This is a genomic window from Clavibacter zhangzhiyongii (genome assembly GCF_014775655.1).
Lineage (GTDB): Bacteria > Actinomycetota > Actinomycetes > Actinomycetales > Microbacteriaceae > Clavibacter > Clavibacter zhangzhiyongii.
In genome coordinates this window covers 1,554,832-1,566,718 of the sequence record NZ_CP061274.1, presented here as the reverse complement: position 1 = coordinate 1,566,718, position 11,887 = coordinate 1,554,832, and the positions used below count along the sequence as shown (strand labels likewise).

Here is an 11,887-nt window from a genome sequence, read left to right as displayed (position 1 = left end):
GCGGGGATCAGGCGGAGGCGACCGCCGGGTGCAGCGCCTTGAGGTAGCGGCGCATGAAGACGCCCTGGACGATGCGCAGGACCGGGCTCGCCAGCCGCAGCGGCCAGGACGCGGGTCGCGAGAAGACGCGGAGCGTCAGCCACACGCTGCCGTCGGCCTCGCGGGAGACGAGGAACGCCTCCTCGCCGCTCAGCGGGTGCCCGTGCACGGTGCCGTAGGCGAAGCCGACGCGGTCGGGCTCATGCACCGTGTACACGACGCGCACGGGTGCCTCGGGGTGGAACGGCCCGAACGGCATGCGGAGCACGGCCGAGGTGCCCGACGTGATCCACGCGGTGCCGTCGTCGCCGTAGAGCGCCTCGCGCGGGCGGTCGACGGGCGCCTGCGGCACGCCGTCCTCGTCGAACGTCAGGCCGGTGTACCCGGGGTCGTCCGGCACCTCCTGCTCGATGCGCGTGACCTCGATGCCGCTGCCGCGCTGCACGCCCCACGTCATGAGGAGGGCGACGGCCTGCTCGAAGCGCTCGTCGCCGCTGCCGAGCCGGGCGCTCGCCTCGGCGGGGCGGTAGCCCTCGGGCGGGTACGTCATGAGGTCGACGGCCTGGGTGCCGCCGACGGAGCCGTACGTGACGGCGGTCGCGGTGTAGGTGCTGCGGCGCATGACGTCAAGACTACGGCGTGGGCCTGCGAGCGGACCGCGGGCGCCTAGCACGCGCGGTGCCGCCGTGTCATCCCCCGTCCGGATCCGCTTCGTCATCCCCGCGAGATGCCGTGCGGATGAGATCTCCTCGCGTGATGAATCCGTGATCAGAAAGCGATTCTCGCGGTCGCCCGCGCCGATACGGTGAAGCCGATCCGACGCACGGACCGACCAGGCAGGTCGCCCGCGCTCCGTCGGTACTCCGCCTTCGACTCCGAGGAAGCCATGCGCACGCGCGTCCGTCCCATCCGCCCCCTTCTCACCGCCGTCACCGCCACGGCCCTGTCCGCCGCCCTGCTCGCGACCGGCCTGCCGGCGCACGCCGCGACCGACGTGACGGGGGCACCGGCCCCCGTCGCCGTCTCGGGGATGCCCGCTCCCGCGCCGACGGCCGCGTCGGCGGACTCGGCTCCGGCTGACGCCGCCCCCGCTGCCGCTCCCGTCACGGAGCCGACCGCGAGCCCGACGACGGCTCCCGCTCCCCCGTCCGCCCCTGCCCCCGCCGCCGCGGAGCCGGCCCGCGAGGCCGCCGCCCTGCCGGGTCCCGTGCTGCTGACCCCCGCCGAGGGCGACGCCCAGGTCGAGGGCACGACGACGTTCTCCGGCACGGGCGTCGCCGGGGCGACCATCCGCATCTCGGTCTTCGCCGCGGGCCTCCGCGGCGGCGGGAGCGACGCCGCCGACTTCCTCAACTACTCCGCGGCGGTCGGCGCCGACGGCCGCTGGAGCACCACCGAGACCCTGCCCGTCGGCTACTGGGCGTACAAGGCGGACCAGGAGCTCGGCGAGGAGCTGACGGCGTCGGAGGGGAACGTGGCCTTCACGATCACCCCGGCGTCTCCGCGCATCACCACGCCGACGCCCGACGCCCGCGTCGAGGGCCGCCTGCGCCTCGCCGGGACCGGGGCCGCGGGATCGCGGACCGTGCTCACGATCGCGGGAGGCGACGAGCCGACCACCGTCACGACCCCCGTGCGCGCGGACGGCACCTGGTCCACCGAGGTCCGCGTCGCCGCGGGCTCCTACGCGGTGACGGCCGTCGCCTCGCACCCGCTGCCGTACGAGCGCGACGCGCGCTCCATCGAGTCGGCCCCCACCGCCCCCGTCGCCGTCACGGTGACCCGCGCCGCCGACGCCGTCCGCCCGGTCCTCCTCTCCCCCCGCGAGGGCGACAGCCAGGTCGAGGGCGAGACGACGTTCTCCGGCACGGGCGAGCCGGACACGGACCTGTGGGTCTACGTCTTCCCCGAGGGCGACCGCGACTACCCGAGCGACGCCGGGGAGTCCCTCGTCTTCTCCACCCGGGTCGGCGCGGACGGCCGCTGGAGCACGACCGAGCGCCTGCCGATCGGCATCTGGTTCATGAAGGCCGAGCAGGCCGCCGGTGCCGCGGAGGCGCGGCCGACCTTCACCGTGGCGCCGGCCGCTCCGGTCATCACGTCGCCGACGGCGGACGCGCAGGTGTCCGGCCGGGTGCACCTCACGGGGACCGGCACCGCCGGCTCGCGCGTCCTGGTGACGGTCGCGGGCAGCGGATCGCCGCGCCAGCTGACGGCCGACGTGCGCGCGGACGGTCGATGGTCCATCGACGCCGGCCTGCCCTCGGGCCGCTACTCCGTGACCGCGGTGGGCTCGCACCTGCTCCCGCTCGAGCGCAGCGAGCGGTACATCCGCTCGGCGGCCTCCCCCGCCGTCGCGTTCTCGGTCACCGGCGGGACCGCCGTCGCCGTCTCGCACCGCACGGGGCTGCCGATGACGGGTGCCGACCCGGTGCCGCTGATCGCGCTGACGGGGTCGCTCCTGGCAGCCGGGCTCGCGCTGCTCATCGTCCCCGCCGTCCGCCGACGCCGGAACGCCCTCGCCCGCTGAGCCGACATGCGACGCGCCCCCTGCCTCGAGAGGCAGGGGGCGCGTCGTGCGTGAGGGCCGAGCGGCTACTTGGCCTTCTTCTCCGTGTCGCCCGAGAGCGCGGCGATGAACGCCTCCTGGGGGACCTCGACGCGGCCGACCATCTTCATGCGCTTCTTGCCCTCCTTCTGCTTCTCGAGGAGCCTGCGCTTGCGGGTGATGTCGCCGCCGTAGCACTTGGCGAGCACGTCCTTGCGCATCGCGCGGATGGACTCGCGGGCGATGATGCGCGCGCCGATGGCGGCCTGGATCGGCACCTCGAACTGCTGGCGCGGGATGAGCTCACGGAGCCGGCCCGTCATCAGCACGCCGTACGCGTACGCCTTGTCGCGGTGCACGATGGCGCTGAACGCGTCGACCTGCTCGCCCTGCAGCAGGATGTCGACCTTCACGAGGTCGGACTCCTGCGAGCCCGCGGGCTCGTAGTCGAGCGACGCGTAGCCGGCCGTCTTGCTCTTGAGGTTGTCGAAGAAGTCGAACACGATCTCGCCGAGCGGCATCGTGTAGCGGATCTCCACCCGGTCCTCGCCGAGGTACTCCATGCCGAGCAGGATCCCGCGCCGCGACTGGCACAGCTCCATGATCGTGCCGACGTAGTCCTTGGGCGCGAGGATGGCCGCCTTCACGACGGGCTCGGAGACGCTCACGATCTTGCCGCCCGGGAACTCGCTCGGGTTGGTGACGGTGACCGTGCGCTTGTCCTCGCTGGTGACCTCGTAGATCACGGAGGGCGCCGTGGTGATGAGGTCGAGGCCGAACTCGCGCGACAGGCGCTCGGTGATGATCTCGAGGTGCAGGAGGCCGAGGAACCCGCAGCGGAAGCCGAAGCCCAGCGCGACGGACGTCTCGGGCTCGTAGACGAGGGCGGCGTCGGAGAGCTTGAGCTTGTCGAGGGCGTCGCGGAGGTCCGGGTAGTCGGATCCGTCGATCGGGTACAGGCCGGAGAAGACCATGGGCAGCGGCTCGGTGTAGCCGGGCAGCGCCTCGGTCGCGGGGCGCGCGGCGGTCGTGACGGTGTCGCCGACCTTCGACTGGCGCACGTCCTTCACGCCCGTGATGAGGTAGCCGACCTCGCCGACGCCCAGGCCGTCGGAGGGCGTGGGCTCGGGCGAGCTGACGCCGATCTCGAGGATCTCGTGGGTGGCGCGCGTCGACATCATCGCGATCTTCTCGCGCGGGCTGAGCTTGCCGTCGATCATGCGGACGTAGGTGACCACGCCGCGGTAGGCGTCGTAGACGGAGTCGAAGATCATCGCGCGGGCGGCGCCGTCGGGGTCGCCGACGGGCGCGGGGATGGTGCGGGAGACGCGGTCGAGCAGCTCCTCGACGCCGGCGCCGGTCTTGCCGGAGACGCGCAGCACGTCGGCCGGGTCGCCGCCGATGAGGGACGCGAGCTCGGCCGCGTACTTGTCGGGGTCGGCGGCCGGCAGGTCGATCTTGTTGAGCACCGGGATGATCGTGAGGTCGTTCTCGAGCGCGAGGTAGAGGTTCGCGAGCGTCTGCGCCTCGATGCCCTGCGCGGCGTCCACGAGGAGGATCGCGCCCTCGCACGCGGCGAGCGAGCGGGAGACCTCGTAGGAGAAGTCGACGTGGCCGGGGGTGTCGATCATGTTGAGCGCGTACGTGCGGCCCTCGAGCTCCCACGGCATGCGGACGGCCTGGCTCTTGATGGTGATGCCGCGCTCGCGCTCGATGTCCATGCGGTCGAGGTACTGGGCGCGCATGGCGCGCGACTCGACGACGCCCGTGAGCTGCAGCATGCGGTCGGCCAGCGTGGACTTGCCGTGGTCGATGTGGGCGATGATGCAGAAGTTGCGGATGGACGCGGGGTCGGTCGCGGCGGGCCGCAGGGCCTTCGTTGCTAGGGGGCTCACGCGTTCCTTCGAGGGGTCGGTGCGGTGGGGCGGGAACCACGATCATCCCACGCGGCGTCGGCCGGGCCATCCGCGCCCGGCCGCCTCGCGCGCGGTGGCCGGGCCCGGGATCGGGCTCAGCGCCGGACGATGTCCGCGACCGCCGCCTCGAGCTCCGGCCAGCGGAAGCGGTAGCCCGCGCGCTCCAGCGTCTCGGGAACCACCCACCGGCTCTTGAGCACGAGCTCCGGCTCGGTGCGGAACAGCCACATGCCGACCTCGAGCATCCACCGGTTCGCGGCCAGGCCGACCGGCATGCGGACCGCGTGGCGGAGCACCTTCATCAGACGGCGGTTCGTGACGGGCTCCGGGCTCGACGCGTTCACGGGCCCCTCGAGCGAGGGCGTGTCGCGGACGAAGCGGATGATGCCCACGAGGTCGTCGATGTGCAGCCAGCTGAAGACCTGGCGGCCGTGCGTCGGCTGGAACACGTGGTGCGCGCCCGCGCGGATCCGCGACGGACGACCCGGGAAGCGCCCGTCCAGCTGCGGCCCGCCGAGGCCGAAGCGGGCGAGGCCGAGCAGCGGCTGCAGCGCCCCGTCACGGCCGAGCACGATCGCGATGCGGAGCGCCACGCGGCGGGTGGACGGCAGGTCGGGCGCGAACAGCGCCCGCTCCCAGGCGCGGCCGACCGAGGGCGAGAAGTCCTCGCCGAGCTCGCCCGTCGACTCGGTCTGCGGCCGGTCGGTCGCGTGCCGGTACACGGTCGCGGTGGACGCGTTGATCCAGATGGGCACGGGACGCGCGCTGTCCTGGATCGCCCGGCCGAGCTCGGCCGTCGTCTCCACGCGCGAGCGCAGGATCTCCCGACGGTTCGCGACGCCGTAGCGGCAGTTGACGCTCTTGCCCGCGAGGTTCACGAGGAGGTCGGCGCCGTCGAGGAGGCGGCGGATCCCCTCGGCGTCGCCCCAGCGCGCGTCGGCACCCGAGCGCCCGACGGTGCGGACCCGGTAGCCCTCCTCGGCGAGCTCGCGGACGAGCACCTGACCGATGAAGCCGGACGCGCCGGCGACGACCGCGGTGCGCGGGGCGTCCGAGCCCGATGCGCCGCTCATGCGCCGAAGCGCGTGCGGCGCTCGACCGTGGTGCCCCGGCCGTCGGCCCAGGTGTAGACGGTGTCGCCGCCGATGATCACGTGCTCGGCGCGCGACTGCACGTCGAGCGGGTCGCCGGACCAGATCACGACGTCGGCGTCGAGGCCCGGGGTGAGCGCGCCCACGCGGTGGTCGAGCCGGAGGATCGCGGCGGGGTTCGCGGTGATGGCGCGCAGCGCGACGTCGGCCGGCAGGCCGTCCTTCACCGCGAAGGACGCCTGGTGCACCAGGAAGTCGATGGGCACCACGGGCGCGTCGGTCGTGATCGCCACGAGGACGCCCGCGCGGTGCAGCGCCGCGAGGTTCGCGACGGCGCGGTCGCGCAGCTCCACCTTGGAGCGCGAGGTGATCATCGGCCCGAAGATGACGGGGATCCCGCGCTCGGCGAGCACGTCCGCGATCTTGTCGCCCTCCGTGCCGTGGTTCACCACCAGGCGGTAGCCGAACTCGTCGGCGAGGCGGATCGCGGTCGCGATGTCGTCGTGGCGGTGCGTGTGCTGGTCCCAGGCGAGCTTGCCGTCGAGGACGCGGACGAGCGTCTCCTTGCCGAGGTCGCGGGAGAAGGGCTTGCCCTCCTGCGCGGCGTGGTCGCGGGCGGCGCGGTAGTCCTCGGCGTCGCGGAACGCGCGGCGGATCACCATGGCGACGCCGAGGCGCGTGGACGGCGTGCGGTCCTTGGCGCCGTAGACGCGCTTGGGGTTCTCGCCGAGCGCGCTCTTGACGCTGACGGAGTCGCTGACGAGCTGCTCGTCGATGGTGCGGCCGCCCCATGACTTGATCGCGACGGACTGGCCGCCGATCGGGTTGCCGGAGCCGGGCTTCACGACGATGGTCGTGACGCCGCCCTTGAGCGCGTCGCGGAAGCCCTCGTCGTCGATGTCGATGGCGTCGATCGCGCGCACCGAGGACATGTCGGGGTCGGTCATCTCGTTGGTGTCGTTGCCCGCGGGGCCGTTGGCCTCCTCGTGGATGCCGACGTGGCCGTGCGCCTCGACGAAGCCGGGGAGGACCCAGCGGCCGGTCGCGTCGATGACGGTCGCGCCCTCGGGGACCTCGACGTCGGCACCCTGCCCGACCGCGGCGACGAGGCCGTCGCGGAGGAGGACGGTCCCGCCGGGGATCGGGGCGCCGTCGACGGGGACGACGTGGCCGCCGACGACGGCGGTGACGGAGGAGGCGGAGGCGCGGACGGAGGAGGCGGGATCTGCGGAGGGGACCATGCTCCGAGCCTAGGACGGCGGATGGGCGGCCGCGGGCGCGGCCCGGCTCGTTAGGCTCGCGGCATGGGCATCCCCGACTTCATCGTCTCCCTCCGCGAGCGGATCGGCACCGCTCCCCTGTGGCTCTCGGGCGTGACCGCGGTGATCCTCGACGGCCCGCGCGTCCTCCTCGTGCGCCGCGGCGACACGGGGGCCTGGGCGCCCGTCTCGGGGATCCTCGAGCCCGGCGAGGAGCCCGCCGTGGGCGCCTGGCGCGAGGCCGAGGAGGAGACCGGCGTGACCGTGGAGGTCGAGCGGCTGGTCGCGGTCGGCACCACCGCCGAGATCACCTACCCGAACGGCGACCGCGCGAGCTACCTCGACCTCACCTTCCGCTGCCGGTACGTCTCGGGCGAGGCGCGCGTCAACGACGACGAGTCGCTCGAGGTCGCGTGGTGGCCGCTGGACGCGCTGCCGGCCATGTCCGCCGAGCTCCTGCAGCGGATCCGGGACGCCCTCGACGACGAGCCGGAGACGCGCTTCGTGCGTCCCGGCGACGATGCGGTCCCCGCGGAGCGCGACGCGCGGGGTCCGGCGGCCTGATTCCCGGGCCCGGACCTGGTATCGTCGCCTGTTGGCTTGCGTGTGATCCTCCCCGATCACGCGGTATCGCCGCAGGCGCCCTCTCTCGCTGAGCGGCAACTCATACGACGACAACTCGAACGGAAGACATAACACGTGGCAAACATCAAGTCGCAGATCAAGCGCATCGGCACGAACAAGAAGGCCCAGGAGCGCAACAAGGCCGTCAAGAGCGAGCTGAAGACGGCCATCCGCTCCGTCAAGTCCGCCATCACCGCGGGCGACAAGGACGCGGCCGTCAAGGCCGTGAACCTCGCCGGCAAGAAGCTGGACAAGGCCGCCAGCAAGGGCGTCATCCACAAGAACCAGGCCGCGAACCGCAAGGGCGCGATCGCCAAGCAGGTCGCCAAGATCGGCTGATCTCCCCTGGTGAGATCGACGGGCCCCGCGCGATGCGCGGGGCCCGTCGTCGTATGCGGCGCGTTCCGGCGGATGCGCGAGCGCGTGCGCGTCCTGGTCAGTCGCGACCGCGGGAGGCGACCGTGCGCACCATCCGCTCGAGCGAGTAGACGGGATCCCGCCCGCCGCCCTTGACCTGCGCGTCCGCCTCCGCGAGGGCCTCGACGGCGCGGCCGAGCCCGGCGTCGTCCCAGAGCTGCAGGTCGCGGCGGGCCCGGTCGACCTGCCACGGCGCCATGCCGAGCTTCGACGCGAGCTGCCCCGACGGGCCGGAGACGCCCGAGACCTTGGCCATCGTGCGGATCTTCATCGCGAACGCGGCGATCAGCGGCACGGGGTCCGCTCCCGACGTGAGCGCGTGCCGGAGCAGCACGAGCGCCTCCCCGCTGCGGCCCGCGATGGCGGAGTCCGCCACGGCGAACGCGTTGATCTCGACCCGGCCGCCGTAGTACTGCTCGACGGTCACCTCGGTGATCTCGTGCGCGGTGTCCGAGATGAGCTGCTGGCACGCGGACGCGAGCTCGCTCACGTCGTCCTGGAACGCGGCGACGAGCTGCCGGACCGCGCCCGGCGTGATGGATCGCTTGGCGGCGCGGAATTCGGCCACGGCGAAGTCGTGCTTCTCGCTGTCCTTCTTCAGCTCCGCGCAGACGATCTCGATGCCGCCGCCCGTGCCCGCGCGCACCGCGTCGAGCAGCTTCTTCCCGCGCACTCCCCCGGCGTGCCGGAGGACGACGTAGGTGTCGTCGGCCGGCGAGTCGAGGTAGGCCACGGCGTCGAGCAGGAACTGGTCGGAGCACTTCTCGACGTTGACGACGCGGATGAGGCGCGGCTCGGCGAAGAGCGAGGGGCTCGCCAGGGTGATGAGCTCACCGGGCGCGTAGGAGTCGGCCTCGATGTCGGAGACCTCGATGCTCGGGTCCTCCGCCGTGAGGATGTCGCGGAGGCGACGCATCGCCCGGTCGGCCAGGAGGGACTCGGTGCCGGACACGAGGACGATGGGCGCGGGCCGCACGGCGTCCCACGCGAGCTGCGGGATGGCGGCGGACGCCTTCGTCGCGGTGCCGCGGGAGGTCCTGGTGGCCATGCGGGTCCTTCCGGAGGGCGGTGTCGTGGGGCGGGGCGTGCCGGGTGTCGTCGGGCGGATCCAGGTTAGCCGTCGGGTGGGACATGGGCCGCCGGCGTGCGGCTCGCGGGCGAGGGCGAGGGTGCGGGCGCCCGGGCGAGGGCGGCCACGACGAGCGCGGTCGCGACGGCCAGGGCCACCACTCCGGCGAGGCCGGTCGGCCAGGGGATGCGGCCGGCCGGCAGCCCGGACATGACGGAGGCGACCGCCGCGATCCACGACGCGGGCAGCCAGGCGAGGCGGACGAGGAGGTCGCCCGCGGCGGGCCAGATCGGCAGCAGGACGCACGCGACGAGGCCCGCGACGGTCGCGGGCGCGGCCGCGGGCTCCGCGAGGACGTTGGCGAGGACGCCGTGGACGGGCAGGCCCGGCTGCAGGACCAGCAGGACGGGCTGGCATGCGACCTGCGCCGCGACGGGGATGGCCAGCGCGTCCGCGAGGCGCCGGGGCATGCGGCGCGCGAGCCGCTCGGCCAGCGGCGGCGCCAGGACGAGGAGCCCGGCCGTCGCCAGCACGCTCAGCGTGAAGCCCAGGTCGCGGGCCAGCCGCGGATCCGCGGTCAGCAGCACGACCACAGCGACGGCGAGTGCGGGCAGGCCGCGCGCGGGTCGGCCCCCGGCGGTCGAGACGATGAGGACCGCGGCCATCACCGCGGCCCGCAGCACGCTCGGCTGCGGCGTCACGAGGACCACGAAGGCGCCGAGCGCCGCCAGCGCCGCGACGGCCCGTGCCGGACGGCGGAGCCCGGCGGCCGCGGACAGCGCGAGCACCAGGCCGACGATGACCGCGCAGTTCGCGCCCGACACGGCGGTCAGGTGCGTGAGCGAGCTGTCCTTCATCGTCTGCGCGAGCTCCGGCGACACGGCGGACACGTCGCCGATGGCCAGGCCGGGCAGCAGGCTCGCGCCCGGACCGGGGAGCTCGGCCGCGGCGCGCATGAGCCCCTGCCGGAGGCCGTCGGCGACCGCGAGCGCGCCGGGCGGGGCCGCCGTGGCGTCGAGCCGGCCGCGCGCCTGCAGGAGGTACGCGGCGCGGTCGCCCGGATCCGCGGACCGCACGGCCCCGCTCAAGCGGACGACCGCGCCGACGCCGAGCGCGGACGGGTGGTCGGGCCGCGCGGCGAACACCACCACCGGCACGGGCGCCGGCGGGACGGTCGTGGCGTCGACCGCATGGCCCCGCACCTCGACGCCGGAGTGGATCGCCGTGAGGTGGCCGACGATGCGCACGCGGGCCGCGGCGTGGATCGCCGGCGATGCGGATGCGGGCTCGCCGTCGGAGGGCGCCGAGCTGCTGCTGCTGCCTTTGCCTCCTCCTCCGTGCTGCGCGGATCCGTGCGGGGCGACGGGGGCGGGCGGCTCGTCCACGACCACGTCGGCGACGACCGTGCCGTGGGTGCGCGCCGCCTCCTCCAGCTCGGCGGGGTGACGCCCCGTCTCCTGGGCGGCCGCCGCGCCGAGGAGCATCGCCGCGACGGCCGCCGACACGGCGACCCCGGCGGCTGCGCGGACGAGACGCCGCGGCGCGCGACGGCGCAGGCGGCCGGGCGGACGTCGGCCCACGCTGCCGCCGCCGCTGCCGCTCCGCGCGTCCCCGTGCCGCCGCGCGGCAGCGACGCCTACGACGGCGACCGCGACCGACACGACGGCCAGCGCAGCCGCGACGATCGCACCGACCGCGGACGCCCCGCGGACGCCGATGACCGCGGCCGTGACCGCCCAGCCGATGCCCGCCGGGAGGGCGAGGCGCAGGTCGACCGCGGGATGCGGGTGATGGTCCGCGCCGCGACCTCGGGGATCTCCGCCACCGAGCCACCTGACCGCGGCCGTCACACGCGCACCAGTGGCGTGAGCGAGGCCAGCGTCCGGTCGCCGATCCCCGGGACGCGGCCGAGGTCCGCCACGCGGGCGAACCGGCCGTGCGCGCTGCGCCACGCGATGATGCGCGCGGCGAGCGACGGCCCGACGCGCGGCAGCGTCTCGAGCTGCTCCGCCGTCGCGGTGTTCAGGTCGACCGGCGCTGCCGGGCTCGCGGCGCCGCCTGCGGACCCGGCGGACCCCGTCGCGCCGGATCCCGCGGCGCCCGCTCCCGGCGCCGCCTCCCCCTGTCGCGGCACCACGAGCTGCTCGCCGTCCGACAGGACCCGCGCGAGGTTCACGCCTGCGGGATCCGCACCTTCGGCGAAGCCGTGTGCCGCGGCGAGGGCGTCGACCACCCGGCTCCCGGGGGCGAGGGGGAACAGGCCGGGCGACACGACGGCGCCCACCACGTGCACGTAGATGGGCGGCGCGGCGCTGCCACCGCCGCTGCCATTGCCACCGGTGCCGGTGCCGTCGGCGGTCTCCGTCGCCCCGTCACGCGCCGCGGGGGCGGAACGTGACCCGGATCCCGTCGCGTCGGCTGAGCCGGGGTCGTCGTCGCCCGCGTCGCCCGCGTCCGCACGCGAGGACGCCGCGGCATGCGCCGTCGAGGACGCGGCGGGACGACCTGCCCCGGCCGCCTGGATCGCCGTGACGAGGATCGTGATGGTCAGCGCAGCGGCCACGAGCACGACCGCCGCGCCGATGCCGGTACGCAGGCGGATCCGTGCGCGTCGTCCGGGCAGCACGGCGCCGACCGTCCCGCCGGGTGCCGCCTCGTGCGCGTGCTCATCGGCACCCGCGTCCGGGACCCGATCCCCGGGCCCGGTCGCGGCGTACGGGTCCTCCGCCGGATGCGGATCCGGATCCTCGGGGACGCCCTCGCCGCTCCATGCCGCCGCGTCCCGCTCGTCGTCGACGGGGTCGGGGCGGGATCGGCGGAGGGGGCGCATGCGGGCACGGTAGGCGACGGTCGCGCAGCGGGATCCTGCGGGCCGAGGTCTGGGGATCGCCCGCCGGATGTCGCCCTGGGATGGAGCGAGGGCG

At 74.7% G+C, this 11,887-nt stretch carries 10 protein-coding genes; 3 read left to right on the top strand and 7 right to left on the bottom strand.

Features of this window, described 5'->3' with window-relative positions:
• Positions 1-7 precede the first annotated feature (7 nt).
• Positions 8-661: a DUF1990 domain-containing protein gene (locus H9X71_RS07455; protein WP_191146522.1), complete on the bottom strand. Its 654-nt coding sequence runs from the start codon at positions 659-661 to the stop codon at positions 8-10.
• A gap of 264 nt (positions 662-925) precedes the next feature.
• Here H9X71_RS07455 and H9X71_RS07450 point away from each other — a divergent pair, with 264 nt between their 5' ends.
• Positions 926-2,569 (top strand): hypothetical protein, encoded by a 1,644-nt coding sequence (locus H9X71_RS07450; protein WP_191146521.1) that lies wholly within the window; start codon positions 926-928, stop codon positions 2,567-2,569.
• A 65-nt stretch (positions 2,570-2,634) separates the two neighbouring features.
• On the opposite strand, the gene lepA is transcribed toward H9X71_RS07450, so the two are convergent.
• The 3 genes from lepA to H9X71_RS07435 form a co-directional block, all read right to left on the bottom strand.
• Positions 2,635-4,482: a translation elongation factor 4 gene (gene lepA, locus H9X71_RS07445; protein ID WP_191146520.1), complete on the bottom strand. Its 1,848-nt coding sequence runs from the start codon at positions 4,480-4,482 to the stop codon at positions 2,635-2,637.
• Between the two features lie 116 nt (positions 4,483-4,598).
• Positions 4,599-5,576, bottom strand: coding sequence for an epimerase (locus H9X71_RS07440; protein ID WP_191146519.1), 978 nt, complete (start codon positions 5,574-5,576; stop codon positions 4,599-4,601).
• The gene (locus tag H9X71_RS07435; RefSeq protein ID WP_191146518.1) at positions 5,573-6,835 is read right to left on the bottom strand and encodes an amidohydrolase; all 1,263 of its coding nucleotides are present in this window, start codon (positions 6,833-6,835) and stop codon (positions 5,573-5,575) included. The genes H9X71_RS07440 and H9X71_RS07435 overlap by 4 nt, the downstream gene beginning before the upstream one ends.
• A 63-nt stretch (positions 6,836-6,898) precedes the next feature.
• Between H9X71_RS07435 and H9X71_RS07430 the strand changes: the two genes are divergently transcribed.
• Both H9X71_RS07430 and rpsT read left to right on the top strand, forming a co-directional pair.
• Positions 6,899-7,417, top strand: a complete 519-nt coding sequence (locus H9X71_RS07430) for an NUDIX hydrolase (RefSeq protein WP_191146517.1) — start codon at positions 6,899-6,901, stop codon at positions 7,415-7,417.
• A 135-nt stretch (positions 7,418-7,552) separates the two neighbouring features.
• Positions 7,553-7,816, top strand: a complete 264-nt coding sequence (gene rpsT / locus H9X71_RS07425) for a 30S ribosomal protein S20 (RefSeq protein WP_191146516.1) — start codon at positions 7,553-7,555, stop codon at positions 7,814-7,816.
• 97 nt (positions 7,817-7,913) lie between these two features.
• On the opposite strand, the gene holA is transcribed toward rpsT, so the two are convergent.
• The 3 genes from holA to H9X71_RS07410 all read right to left on the bottom strand — a co-directional run bounded on the left by holA (position 7,914) and on the right by H9X71_RS07410 (position 11,793).
• Complete coding sequence (gene holA / locus H9X71_RS07420) at positions 7,914-8,942, bottom strand: DNA polymerase III subunit delta (RefSeq protein ID WP_191146515.1); 1,029 nt, start codon at positions 8,940-8,942, stop codon at positions 7,914-7,916.
• Between the two features lie 65 nt (positions 8,943-9,007).
• Entirely contained in the window at positions 9,008-10,468 is a 1,461-nt protein-coding gene (locus H9X71_RS07415; protein ID WP_244961505.1) for a ComEC/Rec2 family competence protein, read from the bottom strand.
• A 341-nt stretch (positions 10,469-10,809) separates the two neighbouring features.
• On the bottom strand, positions 10,810-11,793 hold the full coding sequence (locus H9X71_RS07410) for a ComEA family DNA-binding protein (RefSeq protein ID WP_244961503.1): 984 nt from the start codon (positions 11,791-11,793) through the stop codon (positions 10,810-10,812).
• Positions 11,794-11,887 lie beyond the last annotated feature (94 nt).